Origin of the sequence: Salmonella sp. NW722, assembly GCF_051702785.1 — a bacterium.
Classification (GTDB): domain Bacteria; phylum Pseudomonadota; class Gammaproteobacteria; order Enterobacterales; family Enterobacteriaceae; genus Salmonella; species Salmonella enterica.
The window spans coordinates 107753-129434 of record NZ_JAMMIN010000002.1; the positions used below are offsets into that span (position 1 = coordinate 107753).

The 21682-nt window shown below is 54.4% G+C and carries 22 protein-coding genes and 1 tRNA gene; 16 read left to right on the plus strand and 7 right to left on the minus strand.

Features of this window, described 5'->3' with window-relative positions; all coding sequences use genetic code 11:
- The first annotated feature begins 198 nt into the window (after positions 1-198).
- The 12 genes from NA330_RS04845 (at position 199) to mtr (ending at position 13991) form a co-directional block, all read left to right on the plus strand.
- Positions 199-275 (plus strand) — tRNA-Met (locus NA330_RS04845).
- A gap of 207 nt (positions 276-482) precedes the next feature.
- Positions 483-935, plus strand: coding sequence for a ribosome maturation factor RimP (gene rimP / locus NA330_RS04850; protein WP_000105461.1), 453 nt, complete (start codon positions 483-485; stop codon positions 933-935).
- Between the two features lie 27 nt (positions 936-962).
- Positions 963-2465, plus strand: a complete 1503-nt coding sequence (gene nusA, locus NA330_RS04855) for a transcription termination factor NusA (RefSeq protein WP_001031038.1) — start codon at positions 963-965, stop codon at positions 2463-2465.
- A gap of 24 nt (positions 2466-2489) precedes the next feature.
- Positions 2490-5168, plus strand: a complete 2679-nt coding sequence (gene infB, locus NA330_RS04860; protein ID WP_000133064.1) for a translation initiation factor IF-2 — start codon at positions 2490-2492, stop codon at positions 5166-5168.
- Positions 5169-5388: 220 nt separating this feature from the next.
- Positions 5389-5790, plus strand: coding sequence for a 30S ribosome-binding factor RbfA (gene rbfA, locus NA330_RS04865; RefSeq protein ID WP_001040208.1), 402 nt, complete (start codon positions 5389-5391; stop codon positions 5788-5790).
- Positions 5790-6734: a tRNA pseudouridine(55) synthase TruB gene (gene truB / locus NA330_RS04870; RefSeq protein WP_000089674.1), complete on the plus strand. Its 945-nt coding sequence runs from the start codon at positions 5790-5792 to the stop codon at positions 6732-6734. Before rbfA ends, truB begins: the two co-directional genes overlap by 1 nt.
- 150 nt (positions 6735-6884) lie before the next feature.
- Positions 6885-7154 carry a 30S ribosomal protein S15 gene (rpsO, locus tag NA330_RS04875; RefSeq protein ID WP_000059465.1) on the plus strand — a complete coding sequence of 90 codons (270 nt, stop codon included), beginning with the start codon at positions 6885-6887 and terminating at the stop codon, positions 7152-7154.
- Positions 7155-7395: 241 nt separating this feature from the next.
- On the plus strand, positions 7396-9531 hold the full coding sequence (pnp, locus tag NA330_RS04880; protein ID WP_001670767.1) for a polyribonucleotide nucleotidyltransferase: 2136 nt from the start codon (positions 7396-7398) through the stop codon (positions 9529-9531).
- A 109-nt stretch (positions 9532-9640) separates the two neighbouring features.
- Positions 9641-10525, plus strand: coding sequence for a lipoprotein NlpI (nlpI, locus tag NA330_RS04885; protein WP_000802069.1), 885 nt, complete (start codon positions 9641-9643; stop codon positions 10523-10525).
- Between the two features lie 105 nt (positions 10526-10630).
- Positions 10631-10711 carry a protein YrbN gene (yrbN, locus tag NA330_RS04890; protein ID WP_010723222.1) on the plus strand — a complete coding sequence of 27 codons (81 nt, stop codon included), beginning with the start codon at positions 10631-10633 and terminating at the stop codon, positions 10709-10711.
- Entirely contained in the window at positions 10704-12593 is a 1890-nt protein-coding gene (deaD, locus tag NA330_RS04895) for an ATP-dependent RNA helicase DeaD (protein ID WP_000807248.1), read from the plus strand. The genes yrbN and deaD overlap by 8 nt, the downstream gene beginning before the upstream one ends.
- Positions 12594-12746: 153 nt before the next feature.
- Positions 12747-13991, plus strand: coding sequence for a tryptophan permease (gene mtr / locus NA330_RS04900; RefSeq protein ID WP_023241656.1), 1245 nt, complete (start codon positions 12747-12749; stop codon positions 13989-13991).
- 90 nt (positions 13992-14081) lie between these two features.
- Here mtr and NA330_RS04905 read toward each other — a convergent pair whose 3' ends face one another.
- From NA330_RS04905 to ubiU, 3 genes are all read right to left on the minus strand, one after another.
- Positions 14082-15089 carry a luciferase-like monooxygenase gene (locus NA330_RS04905; RefSeq protein WP_023241655.1) on the minus strand — a complete coding sequence of 336 codons (1008 nt, stop codon included), beginning with the start codon at positions 15087-15089 and terminating at the stop codon, positions 14082-14084.
- Between the two features lie 177 nt (positions 15090-15266).
- A complete protein-coding gene (locus NA330_RS04910; protein ID WP_000877715.1) occupies positions 15267-16145 on the minus strand; it encodes a U32 family peptidase in 879 nt (292 codons plus the stop codon).
- Between the two features lie 8 nt (positions 16146-16153).
- Entirely contained in the window at positions 16154-17149 is a 996-nt protein-coding gene (ubiU, locus tag NA330_RS04915; RefSeq protein ID WP_000421309.1) for a ubiquinone anaerobic biosynthesis protein UbiU, read from the minus strand.
- Positions 17150-17365: 216 nt separating this feature from the next.
- Between ubiU and ubiT the strand changes: the two genes are divergently transcribed.
- On the plus strand, positions 17366-17890 hold the full coding sequence (ubiT, locus tag NA330_RS04920) for a ubiquinone anaerobic biosynthesis accessory factor UbiT (protein ID WP_000884721.1): 525 nt from the start codon (positions 17366-17368) through the stop codon (positions 17888-17890).
- The gene (locus tag NA330_RS04925; protein WP_000908562.1) at positions 17884-18387 is read left to right on the plus strand and encodes a GNAT family N-acetyltransferase; all 504 of its coding nucleotides are present in this window, start codon (positions 17884-17886) and stop codon (positions 18385-18387) included. The genes ubiT and NA330_RS04925 overlap by 7 nt, the downstream gene beginning before the upstream one ends.
- On the opposite strand, the gene NA330_RS04930 is transcribed toward NA330_RS04925, so the two are convergent.
- Positions 18374-18691, minus strand: coding sequence for a GIY-YIG nuclease family protein (locus NA330_RS04930; RefSeq protein ID WP_000928379.1), 318 nt, complete (start codon positions 18689-18691; stop codon positions 18374-18376). The genes NA330_RS04925 and NA330_RS04930 overlap by 14 nt on opposite strands.
- Before the next feature lie 37 nt (positions 18692-18728).
- On the opposite strand from NA330_RS04930, the gene NA330_RS04935 reads away from it, so the two are divergent.
- Positions 18729-19172, plus strand: a complete 444-nt coding sequence (locus NA330_RS04935) for a YhbP family protein (RefSeq protein WP_000380404.1) — start codon at positions 18729-18731, stop codon at positions 19170-19172.
- On the opposite strand, the gene yhbO is transcribed toward NA330_RS04935, so the two are convergent.
- Positions 19152-19670 (minus strand): protein/nucleic acid deglycase, encoded by a 519-nt coding sequence (gene yhbO / locus NA330_RS04940; RefSeq protein WP_000037599.1) that lies wholly within the window; start codon positions 19668-19670, stop codon positions 19152-19154. The genes NA330_RS04935 and yhbO overlap by 21 nt on opposite strands.
- A 130-nt stretch (positions 19671-19800) precedes the next feature.
- Here yhbO and NA330_RS04945 point away from each other — a divergent pair, with 130 nt between their 5' ends.
- The gene (locus NA330_RS04945; protein WP_001517952.1) at positions 19801-20436 is read left to right on the plus strand and encodes an NAD(P)H-binding protein; all 636 of its coding nucleotides are present in this window, start codon (positions 19801-19803) and stop codon (positions 20434-20436) included.
- A gap of 66 nt (positions 20437-20502) precedes the next feature.
- On the opposite strand, the gene dolP is transcribed toward NA330_RS04945, so the two are convergent.
- Both dolP and diaA read right to left on the minus strand, forming a co-directional pair.
- Entirely contained in the window at positions 20503-21078 is a 576-nt protein-coding gene (gene dolP, locus NA330_RS04950; RefSeq protein ID WP_000643280.1) for a division/outer membrane stress-associated lipid-binding lipoprotein, read from the minus strand.
- 9 nt (positions 21079-21087) lie between these two features.
- Positions 21088-21678: a DnaA initiator-associating protein DiaA gene (gene diaA, locus NA330_RS04955; protein WP_000893481.1), complete on the minus strand. Its 591-nt coding sequence runs from the start codon at positions 21676-21678 to the stop codon at positions 21088-21090.
- Between the last annotated feature and the right edge of the window lie 4 nt (positions 21679-21682).

Genomic DNA, 21682 nt, shown 5'->3' on the forward strand with positions numbered 1-21682 from the left:
AATGCATGTATAAGCCGGAGAGGTGGGATGAGTATAACGAAGAGTGGTATTCATTCATCTGCATATTGGGAATAGGGTTGACATAACTCATGCCTGGTCACTATACTGTGCGCAGATTTTACGTCCCGTCCTCGGTACCAAATCCCAGCAGTATTTGCAAATTTTGCCCAAAACGAGTAGAATTTGCCACGTTTCAGGCGCGGGGTGGAGCAGCCTGGTAGCTCGTCGGGCTCATAACCCGAAGGTCGTCGGTTCAAATCCGGCCCCCGCAACCACTTTCCCTTAGAGTTCTTTTTCAAATATACTGTGAAGATTATGTCCTTCGTAGCTGGATTTGAAAAAAATTCTTTCGGAAGGTACACCAGACCGCCGTTGCGGTTATAGGGTTCAGTTATCTAAAGCCCCGATTTATCGGGGTTTTTTGTTATCTGACTACAGAATAACTGGGCTTTAGGCCCTTTTTTTATGTCTTGGGGGTGGGCTTGTCCACATTAGAGCAAAAATTAACAGAGATGATTACAGCGCCAGTTGAAGCCTTAGGCTACGAGCTGGTCGGCATCGAATTTATTCGCGGTCGCACATCCACACTGCGCATCTATATTGATAGTGAAGATGGCATCAATGTTGATGATTGTGCTGATGTGAGCCACCAGGTAAGCGCGGTGCTGGACGTTGAAGATCCTATCTCCGTGGCTTACAACCTTGAAGTCTCGTCACCGGGTCTCGACCGTCCTATGTTCACTGCCGATCATTATGCGCGTTTCCAGGGTGAAGAAGTCGCGCTGGTTCTTCGCATGGCGGTACAGAACCGTCGCAAGTGGCAGGGCATTATCAAAGCGGTGGACGGTGAAATGATTACCGTCACAGTCGAAGGCAAAGATGAAGTGTTCGCGCTGAGTAATATCCAGAAGGCGAACCTGGTTCCCCACTTTTAACAGTCTGGATGAGGTGAAAAGCCCGCGATGAACAAAGAAATTTTGGCTGTTGTTGAAGCCGTCTCCAACGAAAAAGCGCTGCCACGCGAAAAAATTTTTGAAGCGCTGGAAAGTGCGCTGGCGACAGCAACAAAGAAAAAATATGAGCAGGAGATCGATGTTCGTGTAGAAATCGATCGTAAAAGCGGTGATTTTGATACTTTCCGCCGTTGGTTGATCGTAGAAGAAGTGACCATGCCGACGAAGGAAATTACGCTGGAAGCGGCGCGTTTTGAAGACGAAAGCCTGAATGTCGGCGACTATGTTGAAGATCAGATTGAATCTGTCACCTTTGACCGTATCACCACGCAGACTGCGAAACAGGTTATCGTACAGAAGGTCCGTGAAGCTGAACGCGCGATGGTTGTCGATCAGTTCCGCGACCAGGAAGGCGAAATCGTCACTGGCGTGGTGAAGAAAGTGAACCGCGACAATATCTCTCTGGAAATTAAATCCGAAGGGATGGCCGGTAACGCTGAAGCGGTGATTCTGCGTGAAGATATGCTGCCGCGCGAAAACTTCCGTCCTGGCGACCGTATTCGCGGCGTGCTGTACGCTGTTCGCCCGGAAGCGCGTGGCGCGCAGCTGTTCGTCACCCGTTCCAAGCCGGAAATGCTGATCGAACTGTTCCGCATCGAAGTGCCGGAAATCGGCGAGGAAGTGATTGAAATTAAAGCGGCGGCTCGCGATCCGGGCTCTCGTGCGAAAATCGCAGTGAAAACCAACGATAAACGTATCGATCCGGTCGGCGCTTGCGTGGGGATGCGCGGCGCGCGCGTTCAGGCGGTCTCTACCGAACTGGGCGGTGAGCGTATCGATATCGTGCTGTGGGATGATAACCCGGCGCAGTTCGTCATTAATGCGATGGCGCCGGCAGACGTCGCGTCTATCGTGGTGGACGAAGATAAACATACCATGGATATCGCCGTTGAAGCCGGTAATCTGGCGCAGGCGATCGGACGTAATGGTCAGAACGTCCGCCTGGCTTCGCAATTGAGCGGCTGGGAACTCAACGTAATGACCGTTGATGACTTGCAGGCTAAACATCAGGCTGAAGCACATGCCGCTATCGAGATCTTTACTAAATATCTTGATATTGATGAAGAGTTCGCGACCGTTCTGGTAGAAGAAGGTTTCTCCACGCTCGAAGAACTGGCCTATGTGCCAATGAAAGAACTGCTGGAAATTGACGGCCTTGATGAGCCGACCGTTGAAGCACTGCGCGAGCGTGCTAAAAACGCACTGGCCACTCTGGCGCAGGACCAGGAAGCAAGCCTCGGTGATAACAAACCGGCTGACGATCTGCTGAATCTGGAAGGATTAGATCGCGATATGGCTTTCAAACTGGCGGCTCGTGGTGTTTGTACGCTGGAAGATCTCGCCGACCAGGGCATTGATGATCTGGCTGATATCGAAGGGTTGACCGACGAAAAAGCCGGTGAGCTGATTATGGCTGCCCGTAATATTTGCTGGTTCGGCGACGAAGCGTAATAAACTGTAGCAGGAAGGAACAGCATGACAGATGTAACCCTAAAAGCGCTGGCCGCAGAGAGACAGGTTTCCGTGGATCGCCTGGTACAGCAGTTTGCTGATGCAGGTATCCGGAAATCTGCTGACGACTCTGTGTCCGCACAAGAAAAACAGACTTTACTGGCGCACCTGAACCGCGAAGCGGTTTCTGGTCCCGATAAACTGACGCTGCAGCGTAAAACGCGCAGCACCCTGAACATTCCAGGTACCGGTGGAAAAAGTAAATCGGTACAAATCGAAGTCCGCAAGAAGCGCACCTTTGTGAAACGCGATCCGCAAGAGGCTGAACGCCTGGCCGCGGAAGAGCAGGCGCAGCGTGAAGCGGAAGAGCAAGCCCGTCGTGAGGCAGAAGAACAGGCCAAACGCGAGGCGCAACAAAAAGCTGAACGCGAGGCCGCAGAACAAGCTAAGCGTGAAGCCGCTGAAAAAGCGAAACGTGAAGCTGCGGAAAAAGACAAAGTGAGCAATCAACAGACTGACGATATGACCAAAACCGCCCAGGCCGAAAAAGCCCGCCGTGAGAATGAAGCTGCAGAGCTGAAGCGTAAAGCGGAAGAAGAAGCACGTCGCAAACTCGAGGAAGAAGCGCGTCGTGTAGCAGAAGAAGCTCGCCGCATGGCGGAAGAAAACAAATGGACCGCAACGCCTGAGCCAGTAGAAGACACCAGTGACTATCATGTCACCACTTCTCAGCACGCGCGCCAGGCCGAAGACGAAAACGATCGTGAAGTAGAAGGCGGTCGTGGTCGTGGCCGTAATGCAAAAGCGGCGCGTCCGGCGAAAAAAGGCAAACATGCCGAATCCAAAGCCGATCGCGAAGAAGCGCGTGCTGCGGTTCGCGGCGGTAAAGGCGGCAAGCGTAAAGGGTCTTCTTTACAGCAAGGCTTCCAGAAGCCCGCTCAGGCCGTTAACCGTGACGTGGTGATCGGTGAAACCATCACCGTTGGCGAACTGGCGAACAAGATGGCGGTGAAAGGTTCTCAGGTCATCAAAGCGATGATGAAGCTGGGCGCCATGGCCACCATCAACCAGGTCATCGACCAGGAAACCGCACAGCTTGTTGCCGAAGAGATGGGCCACAAAGTTATCCTGCGTCGTGAAAACGAACTGGAAGAAGCGGTAATGAGCGACCGTGATACCGGCGCTGCGGCTGAACCGCGCGCACCGGTTGTGACCATCATGGGCCACGTTGACCACGGTAAAACCTCTCTGCTGGACTACATTCGTTCCACGAAAGTAGCCTCTGGCGAAGCGGGCGGCATTACCCAGCACATCGGTGCTTACCACGTTGAAACTGACAACGGGATGATCACCTTCCTGGATACCCCGGGTCACGCCGCGTTTACTTCTATGCGTGCTCGCGGCGCCCAGGCAACGGATATCGTGGTTCTGGTGGTAGCGGCAGACGACGGCGTGATGCCGCAGACTATCGAAGCTATCCAGCACGCGAAAGCGGCAGGTGTGCCGGTCGTGGTTGCGGTGAACAAAATCGATAAGCCGGAAGCGGATCCGGATCGCGTTAAGAACGAACTGTCCCAGTACGGCATTCTGCCGGAAGAGTGGGGCGGCGAGAGCCAGTTCGTTCACGTGTCTGCGAAAGCAGGTACCGGTATTGACGAACTGCTGGATGCTATCCTGCTGCAGGCCGAAGTTCTGGAACTGAAAGCGGTACGCAAAGGTATGGCGAGCGGCGCGGTGATCGAATCCTTCCTGGATAAAGGTCGTGGTCCGGTGGCTACCGTGCTGGTTCGTGAAGGTACGCTGCATAAGGGCGATATCGTGCTGTGTGGCTTCGAATACGGTCGCGTGCGTGCGATGCGTAACGAACTGGGTCAGGAAGTGCTGGAAGCGGGTCCGTCCATTCCGGTGGAAATCCTCGGCCTGTCCGGTGTTCCGGCTGCCGGTGACGAAGTGACCGTCGTTCGTGACGAGAAGAAAGCGCGTGAAGTTGCTCTGTATCGTCAGGGTAAATTCCGTGAAGTTAAACTGGCTCGTCAGCAGAAATCTAAACTCGAGAACATGTTCGCCAACATGACCGAAGGCGAAGTTCACGAAGTGAACATCGTGCTGAAGGCCGACGTACAGGGTTCTGTGGAAGCGATCTCCGACTCCTTGCTGAAACTGTCTACCGACGAAGTGAAAGTGAAGATCATCGGTTCTGGCGTAGGTGGTATCACCGAAACCGACGCGACCCTGGCTGCGGCATCCAACGCCATTCTGGTTGGCTTCAACGTTCGTGCCGATGCCTCTGCGCGTAAAGTGATCGAATCTGAAAGCCTGGATCTGCGTTACTACTCCGTCATCTATAACCTGATCGACGAAGTGAAAGCGGCGATGAGCGGTATGCTGTCTCCGGAACTGAAACAGCAGATCATCGGTCTGGCTGAAGTGCGCGATGTGTTCAAATCGCCGAAATTCGGCGCGATCGCGGGCTGTATGGTTACCGAAGGTACGATTAAACGTCATAACCCAATCCGCGTTCTGCGCGACAACGTGGTTATCTATGAAGGCGAGCTGGAATCCCTGCGCCGCTTCAAAGATGACGTTAACGAAGTCCGTAACGGCATGGAATGTGGTATCGGCGTGAAGAACTACAACGACGTTCGCGTTGGCGATATGATCGAAGTATTCGAAATTATCGAGATCCAACGTACCATCGCTTAATCTTCGTCGTCTTTTGGGCCGCAACGGCGTTGGCTGCGCTCGCTCACCCCGGTCACATAGTTATCTATGCTCCCGGGGATTTACGAGCTTGCCGCCTTGTTGCAATCCAAAATCCTTAGAAGATGATTAGGCGTAGGCCGGGTAAGCGAAGCGCCACCCGGCAAGAAATTTAAAAAGGGGCTTATGGCCCCTTTTTTGTCTTTATTCTGGAGAATTTATTATGGCGAAAGAATTTGGTCGCCCTCAGCGCGTAGCGCAAGAGATGCAGAAAGAGATCGCGCTCATCCTGCAACGCGAAATCAAAGATCCACGTGTAGGTATGATGACCACCGTATCGGGTGTTGAAATGTCCCGCGATCTGGCATACGCCAAAGTATTCGTGACGTTCCTCAACGATCAGGACGAAGCGGCTGTGAAAAACGGCATTAAGGCCCTGCAGGAAGCGTCTGGTTTCATCCGCAGCTTGCTGGGTAAAGCGATGCGTCTGCGCATCGTGCCGGAACTGACCTTCTTCTACGACAACTCGCTGGTGGAAGGGATGCGTATGTCCAACCTGGTGACTAACGTGGTGAAACATGACGAAGAACGTCGTGTGAACCCGGACGACAGCAAGGAGGACTGATGAGTCGTCCTCGTCGTCGTGGCCGCGACATTCACGGCGTTCTGCTGCTGGATAAGCCGCAGGGTATGTCCAGCAATGACGTGCTGCAGAAAGTTAAGCGCATCTACAATGCCAACCGCGCCGGGCATACCGGCGCGCTGGACCCGCTGGCGACCGGCATGTTGCCGATTTGCCTCGGCGAAGCGACAAAATTTTCGCAGTACCTGCTGGATTCTGACAAACGCTATCGTGTTATTGCCCGTCTGGGGCAGCGCACGGATACCTCTGACGCCGATGGTCAAATCGTGCAGGAGCGTCCGGTGACTTTCAGCGCTGAGCAGCTTGCGAGCGCGCTGGAGACCTTTCGTGGGGATATCGAACAGATTCCCTCGATGTATTCGGCGCTGAAGTATCAGGGCAAGAAGCTGTACGAATATGCCCGCCAGGGTATCGAAGTGCCGCGCGAAGCCCGCCCGATTACCGTCTATGAGCTGCTGTTTATTCGCCATGAAGGTAACGAGCTGGAGCTGGAAGTTCATTGCTCCAAAGGCACCTATATTCGTACCATTATTGATGATTTAGGTGAGAAACTGGGCTGTGGCGCGCACGTAACCTACCTGCGTCGTCTGACGGTCAGCAAGTATCCGGTGGATCGTATGGTGACGCTGGAGCATTTGCAGACGCTGGTAGCACAGGCGGAGCAGCAGGGCGTTCCGGCGGCGCAGTTGCTCGATCCATTATTGATGCCAATGGACAGTCCAGCTTCGGACTACCCTGTTGTTAATCTGCCGTTAACATCTTCGGTATACTTCAAAAATGGCAACCCGGTTCGTACCACGGGCGCGCCGTTGAAGGGACTGGTTCGTGTGACGGAAGGTGAAGACGATAAATTTATCGGTATGGGCGAAATTGACGACGAAGGCCGTGTCGCGCCTCGTCGGCTGGTAGTAGAGTACCCAGCGTAATGTCGCTTCGTCTTGCGATAAGAGAGCGCTGCGAGTAGAATACCGCCGCTTAACGTCGCGTAAATTATTTAACAGTTTACGCGACGTACACTGGGATCGCTGAATTAGAGATCGGCGTCCTCTCATTCTTAAATACTTTGGAGTTTTAAAATGTCTCTAAGTACTGAAGCTACAGCTAAAATCGTTTCTGAGTTCGGTCGTGACGCAAACGACACCGGTTCTACCGATGTTCAGGTTGCTCTGTTGACTGCACAGATTAACCACCTGCAGGGTCACTTTGCAGAGCATAAAAAAGATCACCACAGCCGTCGTGGTCTGCTGCGTATGGTTTCTCAGCGTCGTAAACTGCTCGACTACCTGAAACGTAAAGATGTTGCACGCTACACCGCGCTGATTGAGCGTCTGGGTCTGCGTCGCTAATTCTTTCGAGTTTCAGAAAGAGGGGGCCTTCATGGCCCCTTTTTTCCAGCAGATGGCAGCAATTCGCTGGAAACTAATGTATTGTTGCTATGAATGATCTTCCGTTGCAGAGGTTCGCGCGGCTAATGAGAGGCTTTACCCATATCAGGGTTAGGGTTGTCATTAGTCGCGAGGATGCGCAGAAGATCGGGTATTAACGACGGCGCGTATTATGCCGTCAAAAATTGGAAAGGATATTATTTTGCTTAATCCGATCGTTCGTAAATTCCAGTACGGTCAGCATACCGTTACGCTGGAAACTGGCATGATGGCGCGTCAGGCCACTGCCGCTGTTATGGTAAGCATGGATGACACCGCCGTATTCGTTACCGTTGTCGGCCAGAAAAAAGCCAAGCCAGGCCAGGACTTCTTCCCACTGACCGTTAACTATCAGGAGCGTACCTACGCTGCTGGTCGTATCCCGGGCAGCTTCTTCCGTCGTGAAGGCCGTCCAAGCGAAGGCGAAACCCTGATTGCGCGTCTGATTGACCGCCCGGTTCGTCCGCTGTTCCCGGAAGGCTTCGTTAACGAAGTGCAGGTTATTGCGACCGTCGTTTCCGTTAACCCGCAGGTTAACCCGGACATCGTTGCCATGATCGGCGCATCCGCTGCGCTGTCGCTGTCCGGCATTCCGTTCAACGGCCCAATCGGCGCGGCGCGCGTAGGTTACATCAATGACCAGTACGTGCTGAACCCAACCCAGGACGAGCTGAAAGAAAGCAAGCTGGACCTGGTGGTTGCCGGTACCGAAGCGGCTGTGCTGATGGTGGAATCCGAAGCTGAACTGCTGAGTGAAGACACTATGCTGGGCGCGGTGGTGTTCGGTCACGAGCAGCAGCAGGTTGTTATCCAGGCGATCAACGATCTGGTGAAAGAAGCCGGTAAACCGCGTTGGGACTGGCAGCCGGAAGCCGTCAACGACGCGTTGAACGCGCGTGTTGCTGCGCTTGCTGAATCTCGTCTGAGCGACGCGTACCGCATCACCGATAAACAAGAACGCTATGCTCAGGTTGACGTAATCAAATCCGAAACCATCGAGCAGCTTATTGCAGAAGATGAAACTCTGGATGCTAACGAGCTGGGCGAAATCCTGCACGCCATCGAGAAAAACGTGGTGCGTAGCCGCGTACTGGCAGGCGAGCCGCGTATTGATGGCCGTGAAAAAGACATGATCCGTGGTCTGGACGTGCGCACTGGCGTACTGCCGCGTACTCACGGTTCCGCTCTGTTTACCCGTGGTGAAACGCAGGCGCTGGTTACCGCGACTCTGGGTACTGCCCGTGACGCGCAGGTGCTTGATGAACTGATGGGCGAGCGCACTGACAGCTTCCTGTTCCACTACAACTTCCCTCCGTACTCCGTAGGCGAAACCGGCATGGTCGGTTCTCCGAAGCGTCGTGAAATTGGTCACGGTCGTCTGGCGAAGCGCGGCGTGCTGGCAGTGATGCCGGACATGGATAAATTCCCGTACACCGTTCGCGTGGTGTCTGAAATCACCGAATCCAACGGTTCTTCCTCTATGGCTTCCGTGTGCGGCGCTTCTCTGGCGCTGATGGACGCTGGCGTGCCAATTAAAGCCGCCGTAGCAGGTATCGCTATGGGTCTGGTGAAAGAAGGCGACAACTACGTTGTACTGTCTGACATTCTGGGCGACGAAGATCACCTGGGCGATATGGACTTCAAAGTGGCGGGTTCCCGCGACGGTATCTCTGCGCTGCAGATGGATATCAAAATTGAAGGTATCACCAAAGAGATCATGCAGGTTGCGTTGAACCAGGCTAAAGGTGCGCGTCTGCACATCCTGGGCGTGATGGAACAGGCGATCAACGCGCCGCGCGGCGATATCTCTGAATTTGCGCCGCGTATCCATACCATCAAGATCAGCACGGACAAGATCAAAGACGTGATCGGTAAAGGCGGTTCTGTGATCCGCGCGCTGACTGAAGAGACCGGCACCACCATCGAAATCGAAGATGACGGTACTGTGAAGATCGCGGCGACCGACGGTGAAAAAGCGAAATACGCTATCCGTCGTATCGAAGAGATTACCGCGGAGATCGAAGTCGGCCGTATCTACAATGGTAAAGTGACCCGTATCGTTGACTTTGGCGCGTTTGTTGCCATCGGCGGCGGGAAAGAAGGTCTGGTTCACATCTCTCAAATCGCGGATAAACGTGTAGAGAAAGTGACCGACTATCTGCAGATGGGTCAGGAAGTCCCGGTTAAGGTTCTGGAAGTTGACCGCCAGGGCCGTGTACGTCTGAGCATTAAAGAAGCAACCGAGCAGTCTCAACCTGCGGCTGCGCCGGAAGCTCCGGCGAGCGAACAGGCCGAGTAAGGTAGCCTTTTGCCCTCCGCAGTGCGGAGGGCTTTAGACCTGGCTGGACGCCTTGTTGAGCCACCGGGGAACAGGACGTTCATTCAATCGTTGTCTTCGGGAGTGGGAAATGAAGCCTTTTTTGCGCTGGTGTTTCGTTGCGACAGCACTTACGCTTGCAGGATGCAGTAATTCCGCCTGGCGTAAAAGTGAAGTCCTCGCAGTACCATTGCAACCGACTTTACAGCAGGAAGTGATTCTGGCGCGTATGGAACAGATTCTTGCCAGTCGGGCTTTAACCGATGACGAACGCGCACAGCTTTTATATGAGCGCGGAGTGTTGTATGATAGTCTTGGTTTGAGGGCATTAGCGCGAAATGATTTTTCACAAGCGCTGGCAATCAGACCGGATATGCCTGAAGTATTCAATTACTTAGGCATTTATTTAACGCAGGCAGGCAATTTTGATGCTGCCTATGAAGCGTTTGATTCTGTACTAGAGCTTGATCCAACTTACAACTACGCGCACTTAAACCGCGGTATCGCATTGTATTACGGCGGCCGTGATAAGTTAGCGCAAGATGATCTGCTGGCGTTTTATCAAGACGATCCCAATGATCCTTACCGCAGCCTGTGGCTGTATCTTGTTGAGCAGAAGCTCAATGAGAAGCAGGCGAAAGAAGCGTTAAAAGCACGCTTCGAAAAATCGGATAAAGAGCAATGGGGATGGAACATTGTCGAGTTCTACCTGGGCGACATTAGCGAAGCAACGCTGATGGAAAGGCTCAAGGCGGACGCAACGGATAACACCTCGCTCGCTGAGCATCTCAGTGAAACCAACTTCTATTTAGGTAAGTATTACCTAAGTCTGGGGGATTTGGACAGCGCCACGGCTCTGTTCAAACTGGCGGTGGCCAACAACGTTCATAACTTTGTTGAGCACCGATACGCATTGTTGGAATTATCGCTCCTGGGCCAGGACCAAGATGACCTGGCAGAATCGGACCAGCAATAGCTGACGAACATATCAGCCCGTAATCTTTTTGATTGCCATCACCTTCGCGGGTGAGGGCGTTGTTGTTCGTTAATACACCTACTTTGAGCCGGTTCACACTTTTCAATGAAAATTGCAGATCAATTTCATGATGAGTTATGTAGACTGGCCGCCATTAATTTTGAGGCACACGTACTACATGGCTGAATTCGAAACCACTTTTGCAGATCTGGGGCTGAAGGCTCCTATCCTTGAAGCCCTTACCGATCTGGGTTACGAAAAACCATCTCCAATCCAGGCAGAGTGCATTCCGCATCTGCTGGGCGGTCGCGACGTGCTGGGCATGGCCCAGACCGGTAGCGGCAAAACCGCAGCGTTCTCTTTACCGCTGCTCAACAATCTTGATCCTGAGCTGAAGGCACCTCAGATTCTGGTGCTGGCGCCAACCCGCGAACTGGCGGTACAGGTGGCCGAAGCCATGACGGATTTCTCTAAACACATGCGCGGCGTAAACGTGGTTGCCCTGTACGGCGGTCAGCGTTATGACGTGCAGTTACGCGCCCTGCGTCAGGGTCCGCAGATCGTTGTCGGTACGCCGGGACGTCTGCTTGATCACTTAAAACGCGGCACCCTCGACCTCTCTAAACTGAGTGGTCTGGTGCTGGATGAAGCCGACGAAATGCTGCGTATGGGCTTCATCGAAGACGTTGAAACTATTATGGCGCAGATCCCGGAAGGTCATCAGACCGCTCTGTTCTCCGCCACCATGCCGGAAGCGATTCGTCGCATTACCCGCCGCTTTATGAAAGAGCCGCAGGAAGTGCGCATTCAGTCCAGCGTGACTACCCGTCCTGACATCAGCCAGAGCTACTGGACTGTCTGGGGTATGCGTAAAAACGAAGCGCTGGTGCGTTTCCTGGAAGCGGAAGACTTTGATGCGGCGATTATCTTCGTACGTACCAAAAACGCGACCCTGGAAGTAGCAGAAGCTCTGGAACGTAGCGGCTACAACAGCGCCGCGTTGAATGGCGATATGAACCAGGCGCTGCGTGAGCAGACTCTGGAGCGCCTGAAAGATGGTCGTCTGGACATCCTGATCGCTACCGACGTTGCGGCACGTGGTCTGGACGTTGAACGTATCAGCCTGGTGGTGAACTACGATATTCCGATGGACTCCGAGTCCTACGTTCACCGTATCGGTCGTACCGGCCGTGCGGGTCGCGCCGGTCGCGCGCTGCTGTTCGTTGAGAACCGCGAGCGTCGTCTGCTGCGCAACATCGAACGCACCATGAAGCTGACCATTCCGGAAGTGGAACTGCCGAACGCAGAACTGCTGGGTAAACGCCGTCTGGAAAAATTCGCCGCGAAAGTTCAGCAGCAACTGGAAAGCAGCGATCTGGATCAGTACCGTGCGCTGCTGGCGAAAATCCAGCCGTCTGCCGAAGGTGAAGAGCTGGATCTCGAAACGCTGGCCGCCGCACTGCTGAAAATGGCGCAGGGCGAGCGTCCGCTGATCCTGCCGCCGGATGCGCCGATGCGTCCTAAGCGTGAATTCCGTGACCGTGACGACCGTGGTCCGCGCGATCGTAATGACCGTGGCCCGCGTGGCGATCGTGAAGAACGTCCGCGTCGTGAACGTCGTGACGTTGGCGATATGCAGTTATACCGCATTGAAGTGGGCCGTGATGACGGCGTTGAAGTTCGTCATATCGTGGGCGCTATCGCTAACGAAGGCGACATCAGCAGCCGTTACATTGGTAACATTAAGCTGTTCGCGTCTCACTCCACCATCGAGCTGCCGAAAGGTATGCCGGGCGAAGTGCTCCAGCACTTCACGCGTACCCGCATCCTGAACAAGCCGATGAATATGCAGCTGTTGGGTGATGCGGTTCCGCACGCGGGCGGCGAACGTCGCGGCGGTGGTCGTAGCTTCAGTGGCGAACGTCGTGAAGGCGGTCGTAATTTCAGCGGCGAACGTCGTGAAGGTGGTCGTGGTGATGGTCGTCGCTTCAGCGGCGAGCGTCGTGAAAGCCGTGGTCCGCGTCGTGATGACTCTACCGGTCGCCGTCGTTTCGGCGGTGATGCGTAACTCACGCTGACCTGCGCATTCACAGCGTAAAGTAAAATATACAGCCCCGATCGTCACAATCGGGGCTTTTTTTATTTCTTTTGTACTCGTGTACTGGTACAGTGCAACGTATTGAGAGATAGTCACATTATAAATGACTGGAGAGAGAGCTGAATGGCAACACTTACCACCACCCAAACGTCACCTTCGCTGCTTGGCGGCGTGGTGATTATCGGCGGCACCATCATTGGCGCGGGGATGTTCTCCCTGCCGGTGGTCATGTCCGGGGCGTGGTTCTTCTGGTCGATGGCGGCGCTGGTCTTTACCTGGTTTTGTATGCTGCACTCCGGGCTGATGATCCTCGAAGCCAACCTTAACTACCGCATTGGTTCGAGTTTCGACACCATCACCAAGGATCTGTTGGGGAAAGGCTGGAACATTGTCAACGGCATCTCTATTGCCTTTGTGCTCTACATCCTGACTTACGCCTATATCTCGGCGAGCGGCTCAATTCTGCATCATACCTTTGCTGAGATGTCGCTGAACGTTCCGGCGCGAGCGGCAGGTCTTGCCTTTGCGCTGCTGGTGGCGTTTGTCGTGTGGCTGAGTACGAAGGCGGTCAGCCGGATGACGGCGATTGTGCTGGGCGCGAAAGTGATTACTTTCTTCCTGACCTTCGGCAGCCTGTTAGGGCACGTTCAGCCTGCCACGTTGTTTAACGTGGCTGAAAGCCACGCGTCATATACGCCGTACCTGCTGATGACGCTGCCATTTTGTCTGGCCTCTTTTGGTTATCACGGTAACGTACCGAGCCTGATGAAATATTACGGCAAAGATCCGCGTACCATCGTCAAATGCCTGATTTATGGGACGTTACTGGCGCTGGCGCTCTATTCCGTCTGGCTGCTGGGGACGATGGGCAACATCCCGCGTCCGGAATTTATCGGCATTGCGCAGAAAGGCGGCAATATTGATGTGCTGGTACAGGCGTTGAGCGGCGTGCTGAACAGTCGCAGCCTGGATCTGCTGCTGGTGGTGTTCTCTAACTTTGCGGTCGCCAGTTCCTTCCTTGGCGTGACGCTGGGGCTGTTTGACTATCTGGCGGATCTGTTTGGCTTTGATGACTCGGCAATGGGGCGTTTTAAAACGGCGCTGCTGACGTTTGTGCCGCCAATTGTCGGTGGCCTGCTGTGGCCGAACGGTTTTCTGTATGCCATTGGTTATGCAGGTTTAGCTGCAACTATCTGGGCGGCCATTGTGCCTGCGCTGTTGGCGCGTAAATCTCGCGAACGTTTCGGCAGCCCAAAATTTCGCGTCTGGGGCGGTAAACCGATGATTGCCCTGATTCTGGTCTTCGGTGTCGGCAACGCGGTTATCCATATTCTGTCGAGCTTTAATTTGCTGCCGGTGTACCAGTAACGTTATTGTGCCGGATGGCGGTTGCACCTTATCCGGCCTACTTGATGCTGTAGGCCCGGTAAGCGAAGCGCCACCGGGCAAAACAACGCACTACCCCAACAATTCCTGCTTCACATCCATCGCTAAATCAAACGAATGCAGGCGCGCCTGATGATCGAAAATCTGCCCGTTTACCATAATTTCATCCGCCTGGGTTTCCCGCAGGATGGATTCCAGCCCGTGACGGACTTTCGCTTTATCACCGACCAGCGACATACTCAGCGCCTGTTGCACGCCATACTGCTCGGATGGCGACCAGAAGGTCTCCATATTCTCAATCGGCGGCGGCAGTTGGCCGGTTTCCCCACGGCGTAGCTTCACAAAAGCCTGCTGCATGGAGGTAAACAGGAATTCGGCGTCGCGGTTGCTGTCGGCGGCGATAATATTGATACACACCATCGCGTACGGTTTTTCCAGCCGCGCTGAAGGTTTGAACTGGGTACGGTACAGATGCAGCGCCTGGAACAACATATCCGGCGCGAAATGCGAAGCAAAGGCGAACGGCAGGCCAAGCTGGGCCGCCAGTTGTGCGCTATACAGGCTGGAGCCCAACAGCCAGACCGGGATCTTCTCGCCGTAGCCGGGCACCGGGCGCACATGCGGATTAGGATCGCGAGCGTCGAACCAGTCCACCAGCTCTGCGACATCGCGTGGAAAGTTATCGATATCGCCGCTCATATGGCGACGCAGCGCGCGCATCGTCGGCTGATCGCTACCCGGCGCGCGTCCCAATCCTAAGTCTATACGTCCCGGGTAGAGCGTATTCAGCGTGCCGAACTGCTCGGCAATCACCAGCGGTGAATGGTTAGGCAGCATCACGCCGCCGGAGCCAAGATGTAATGTTGTGGTATTGGCCGCCAGATAACCAATCAATACCGAGGTCGCCGCGCTGGCGATACCGGTCATGTTGTGATGTTCTGCCAGCCAGTAGCGGTGATAACCGCGCTTTTCAGCCAGCCGTGCGAGATCAAGCGAGTGCGTGAAGGCTTCTTTTGCCGAAGCTCCTTCAGGGATCGGCGCCAGATCCAGCACCGAGAACGGAATAGTTTTGTCAGTCATAACGGCTCACTTTGTTACCGGTTAATCTTTTAATACTGCATTAAAGATTAGCGAATGTTGTTAACAAAGTGAGCTTTATGAGACTGACGGCAAAAACAATACCCGATGGCGCTGCGCTTATCGGGCCTACGGGAGCGCTATTTGTAGGTCGGATAAGGTATTGATGCCGCCATCCGGCTAGGCCTGTAGCTCCAGCCCGGCCAGCCGCTTCCAGTAGCCGTTACAGTCGCTATGGGCGGCAAGCGGTAATGGCGCGCCGCCGTTTTCGTTAGCGCGAAAGGCATCAAGCATGGCAAATGTCTCCGTCCCCAACGGCGACAGGCGCACGATATCGACCAATCCCTGCATTGACGTCAGTTCGTTGCCAAGGTTATAGACATAGCCGCTCATGGTCTGAATACCGTTAAGCACAAACACCTGCTGATTCTCTTGCGAGAGCACGTCACGACCGTTTGGATACTTGATACAGCAGGTTTCGCACTCATCTTTCGGACGGTCTTCCGAACGGGCGGTAAAGCAGCGAGCGGAGTAGGCCAGCGGCAGATGGCCGTAGCTCAACACTTCCACTTCAAACTGATTGCGAATGCCCAGTTCGTCGCACTGATTAAGCAAATTCACCAGCCAGTCGCGGGACAGCTCCACCGGCATACACCAGCGTACCATGCCTTCTTTCAGCAACCGGCGCAGCGTGACCGCGTTGTAGCAATTCAGCGCATGGCCGGCGACAAACGGCAGTTTGCGCTCGGCGCACAGATTCACCACGCCAAGATCGCTGGCTTCCAGCAGAAAATCGCCGTTGTCCACATAGCGTTTCAGCTCGCTTAATTCAGATGACGCCTGTACCAGCGCCAGGGTGGAGAGCGCCACCTGCTTACCGCTGGCGGCGAGGGATTTCGCCATTTCCAGCCAGTCGCCGACTTTAGTCGCGCGACGCTTGCTGCACACCGCTTCGCCCAGATAAATGACATCAGCGCTGCTTTTTGCGGCCTGCTGATAAAAATCTTCCAGCGTCTCTTTCGGCCAGTAATAAAGCACCGGTCCTAAGGAATATTTCATAGCTCCTCTCACTGCCATTTACGGTGATATGCGCCAAGCGTGGTTTGGGTGCCTTCGGACATCGCGCCGAGCGTCTCCATCCAGTCGCGCTGTGGAACGAAGTTTTGCGGGGCGGCTTTGCAGCGATCGATCGCCTGGCGCCACACTTTCGCCACCTGGCTGACATAGGCCGGGCTGCGCTGGCGGCCTTCGATCTTCACCGAAGCGATGTTCGCCGCCATGAGCTCCGGCAGCAGTTCCAGCGTGTTCAGGCTGGTTGGCTCCTCCAGCGCGTGATAGCGCTCGCCGTCCACTAAATAGCGGCCTTTGCACAGCGTTGGGTAGCCCGCGTTTTCGCCATCCTGGTAACGGTCAATCAGGACATCATTCAGGCGCGATTCCAGCCCCTGCGGCGTTTGCTGCCAACGGACAAAGCGGGCGGGAGAGCAGGCACCGACGGTATTGGGCGACTCCCCCGTCAGGTAGGAAGAAAGATAGCAGCGACCTTCCGCCATAATGCACAGGCTGCCAAACGCGAATACCTCCAGCGGCACCGGCGTGACGCGGGCCAGTTGTTTTACCTGGTGAATCGACAGTACACGCGGCAGTACTACACGGTGGACATCAAAGTTGCGGTGATAAAAGCGAATCGCCTCTTCGTTGGTTGCCGAGGCCTGAACGGAAACATGGCGCTCAATATGCGGGTAACGCTCTGCGGCATATTCCAGCATAGCGAGGTCGGCAAGAATCAGCGCGTCGGCGCCAAGCTGCGCCGCCATATCCACGGCGCGCTGCCAGCGGGCATAGCCGTCCGGATGCGCAAAAGTATTAATGGCGATGTGTAATTTGCGGCGATGCTGGTGAACAAAACTCACCGCTTCCTGCAATTTTTTTTCGGTAAAGTTAAGGCCGGCAAAATGACGGGCATTGGTATCGTCTTTTAACCCGATATAAACGGCGTCAGCGCCGTTTTCGATGGCCGCCTTCAGCGCCGGGAGATTTCCGGCAGGGCAGAGCAGCTCCATAATTTATCCTGAGGGTTACGTCTGAGACGCAAAATTGTTAACGAACAGGGATTTTAGTTAACCTTGCTGCGACAATTTTTGATTTAAGGCAGTTAAAGGCGTATTGGTAACACCAATAATGGGGTAGAAAATCAGACCCAATTGTTGATTTACGCCGCCATGTGATTTATTGGATATGGCAAAATAACAGGACTATTGAAACAGGGAGTAAAGCTCGTGTTAGATAAACTGCGTTCACGCTTAGTCCATGCTGGCCCGTCTCTGATGAGTGTACCGGTTAAACTGACGCCCTTTGCGCTAAAGCGCCAGGTTCTGGAACAGGTTCTGAGCTGGCAGTTTCGTCAGGCGCTGGCCGATGGAGAGCTGGAATTCCTCGAAGGTCGTTGGTTAAGCATTCATGTTCGTGACATCGACTTAAAATGGTATACCACGGTTGAAAATGAAAAGCTGATCGTTAGCCAGCAGGCGGATGCTGACGTCAGTTTTAGCGCCGACGCCAGCGATCTGCTAATGATCGCCGCCCGTAAACAGGATCCGGATACGCTCTTTTTCCAGCGTCGACTGGTCATTGAAGGCGATACTGAGTTAGGGTTGTATGTGAAGAATCTGATGGACGCCATCGAACTGGAGCAGATGCCGAAAGCGTTACGCGTTATGCTGCTGCAACTGGCGGATTTTGTTGAGGCGGGAATGAAAAACTCGCCGGAAACCAAACAGACCTCGGTAGGTGAACCATGCTAATTCGAGTAGAAATTCCTATTGATGCGCCTGGTATTGATGCGCTGTTACGCCGTTCATTCGAAAGCGATGCGGAAGCGAAGCTGGTTCACGATTTGCGTGAAGATGGTTTTCTGACGCTCGGACTGGTGGCCACGGATGATGAAGGTCAGGTGGTGGGCTATGTCGCCTTTAGCCCGGTTGATGTGCAGGGCGAAGATTTACAGTGGGTCGGCATGGCGCCGCTGGCGGTCGATGAAAAGTATCGCGGGCAAGGGCTGGCGCGCCAGTTAGTGTATGAAGGGCTGGATTCGCTCAACGAGTTCGGCTACGCGGCGGTCGTGACGTTGGGCGACCCGGCGTTATATAGCCGCTTCGGTTTTGAACTGGCCGCGCATTACGATCTTCACTGCCGTTGGCCCGGTACGGAAAGCGCTTTCCAGGTACACCGTTTGGCTGAGGATGCGCTGGAAGGCGTGACGGGGCTGGTGGAGTATCACGACCACTTCAATCGTTTTTAAGCACCGGCGTTTGCAGGCTGGACAGCAGCGCCTCAAACGCTTCGCGTTCCGTCACAAGGCGCTCCTTCTGGCGCTTTGTGAGCTGTTTGATGCGATACTCTATGCGCAGGGCCAGCGAGCGATCGCCGACCTGCGCCGCAAACGCCAGCGTTAACTCGCCTTTTCCCCGTAATGCTTTTGCGCCTTTTCCCGTTTGATGCTGCCTGTAACGACGCGCCACATCGGTGGTTATTCCGGTGTAAAGCGCATTGTCTGCAGTACGAATCAGATACAGATACCAGGGTGTCATTGTCGCCATCAGCATGATAATTTTCAGGTTCCCAGTATAAGCGAGAATAAAGATGGACACACTTACCGCTATTGGCCGTTGGCTGGCGAAACAACACGTGGTGACCTGGTGCGTACACCATGAGGGAGAGCTGTGGTGCGCCAATGCGTTTTATTTGTTCGATGCGCAAAACGTCGCGCTGTATCTGTTAACGGATGATAAAACCCGCCATGCGCAAATGTCCGGCGCGTGCGCGCCAGTTGCGGGAACGGTCAATGGTCAGCCGAAAACGGTGGCGCGCATTCGCGGCGTGCAGTTTAAAGGGGAAATTCGCCGTCTGGAGGGGCAGGAGAGCGACGCCGCGCGTAAAGCTTACCTTCGTCGCTTCCCGGTCGCCAGGGTGCTGCCAGCGCCGGTATGGGAAATTCGGCTGGATGAAATTAAATTCACCGACAACACGCTGGGGTTTGGTAAAAAACTGCACTGGTTACGTGACTCACGCGCCCAGCAGGCGTAGCGCCTCGCGGTTAAATGCCGGCAGGTCGTCAGGCGTGCGGCTGGTCACCAGCTGATCTTTATCGACGACGACTTCCTGATCGTAAAATTCCGCGCCCGCATTCTTCACATCGATAATAATCGGTTTCACCGCCGTGAGTTTGCGGCCACGAATGACATCGGCGCTGATCAACAACTGTGGGCCGTGGCAAATGGCAAAAACCGGTTTACCGCTGTTAACGAAATCGCGGGTAAAATCCACGAAACGGCTGTCGCCGCGCAGGTAGTCCGGCGAATGGCCTCCCGGCAATAGCAAGGCGTCGAACTCGTCGGGACGAACGTCATCAATAGCCTTATCAATGGTGACGCTGGCCTCGCCTTTTTTTCCTTTCACCGTTTTACCCGCCTCTTTTTCGATGGTGATGACCTCATGGCCGGCCTGACGGAATTCTGCTGCCGGCGAAGTAAATTCTGAATCTTCAAATTCATCGGTAATCAAAACGGCAATTTTCTTACTCATGCGTTTCCTCCGCAGTGGTGGCGTCGGGTAAGGCAAATTTTCCACAATGATGGATACTTACCTCGTAGACTATTAAGCCTGGTCGATAGGGCCGAGAGTGCAAGGTGGACAAATCTGTAAAGGAGCGAGGATGAGTCAGGTACTGATTACCGGCGCGACCGGACTGGTCGGCGGACATCTGCTGAGAATGTTAATCAACACGCCGCAGGTGAGCGCTATCGCCGCGCCGACGCGTCGTCCGCTGACGGATATTGTCGGCGTTTATAACCCTCACGATCCGCAGCTTACCGACGCGTTAGCTCAGGTGACCGACCCGGTGGATATTGTTTTTTGCTGCCTGGGCACGACCCGGCGTGAAGCGGGAAGTAAAGCGGCGTTTATTCATGCGGATTATACGCTGGTGGTTGATACCGCGCTGACCGGGCGTCGACTGGGCGCGCAGCACATGTTGGTGGTCAGCGCAATGGGAGCAAACGCGCACTCTCCGTTTTTCTACAATCGGGTGAAAGGAGAAATGGAAGAGGCGTTAATCGCGCAAAATTGGCCTCGTTTGACGATTGCCCGGCCTTCTATGCTGCTCGGCGACAGAACAACGCGGCGGGTGAATGAAACGCTTTTCGCTCCGCTATTCCGGCTGCTGCCCGGAAACTGGAAATCGATTGATGCGCGGGATGTGGCGCGGGCCATGCTGGCGGAAGCGCTGGCGCCAGCACAAGAAGGCGTGACGATTCTGACCTCATCGCAACTGCGGGAAAAAGCGGGGTAGCGAAGCCGGATGATTTACCGGATGGCGACGCGGTTTACACATTTTTATCGCCACCCGGCACACCGGTTACTTAATATACGTAAAGGCGGTGGTCACGCGTTTCACGCCGCTCACCCGGCTGGCGATGTCCGCTGCCGCTTTACCTTCACGTTCAGTCACCAGGCCCAGCAGGAACACTTCGCCATTTTCGGTGGTGACTTTCACATTTGACGATTTTACCTGATCGCTGGTCAGTAGCTGTGAGCGAACTTTCGTGGTGATCCAGGTATCGTTAGAGGCGGTCCCCAGGCCGATAGGCTGACCCTGGCGAATCTCGTTATAGACCTCGGTGGTGCCTTCAACGCCCATCGCTATCTGTTTAGCGCGCGCGGAGAGTTCGCTGTTTGGCGACTGGCCCACTAACAAAACTTTGCCCTGATAAGCCGTGACATTGATGCGCGTCTCTTTTTTGATTTGCTCATCTTTCGACAGCGCGCTGCTGACACGCAGTTCCAGCGTTCCGTCATCCACCTGGGTGCCCACGCTACGCGGGTCGGTTGCGGCTTTGGTGCCGACGGCTGCCGTACCCACTACCGCGGCGGCGACGCAACCTTGCAATAGCAACGCAGAAATAAGGACTGCGAGCGGCGAAAATGCCTTCATGTGTACTCCTTAATCATCCTGGTGAGGAAAAAGCGTGTTATCGATCAAATCGCACAGGCAGTTTACCGTCAGCATATGCATTTCCTGAATGCGCGCGCTGTGGTGTGAAGGGATACGAATTTCGACATCCTGCGGCCCTAATAGTCCGGCCAGCTCACCCCCGTCATACCCGGTTAGCGCCACAATGGTCATGTCACGTGTGACGGCTGCTTCAACGGCTTTTACGATATCGCGACTATTACCACGCGTAGAGATCGCCAATAAAACATCGCCTGCATGTCCCAGCGCCCGGACTTGTTTTGCATAAACTTCATCGTGCAGGCGATCGTTAGCGATCGCAGTTAAGACCACATTATCGGTATTTAGTGCAATGGCGGGTAAACTGGGTCGCTCCGTTTCAAAGCGGTTAATCATGCTGGCAGCAAAATGCTGTGCGTTGGCCGCGGACGTCCCGTTTCCACAACAGAGGATTTTGTTGCCGTTAAGCAGGGAATGAACCAGCGTCATGGCGGCGCGGGAAATGGCATCCGGAAGCGCTTCCGCCGCAGCAATTTGAGTTTGAATGCTTTCTGTAAAGCAAACTTTGATTCTTTCGAGCACGCTA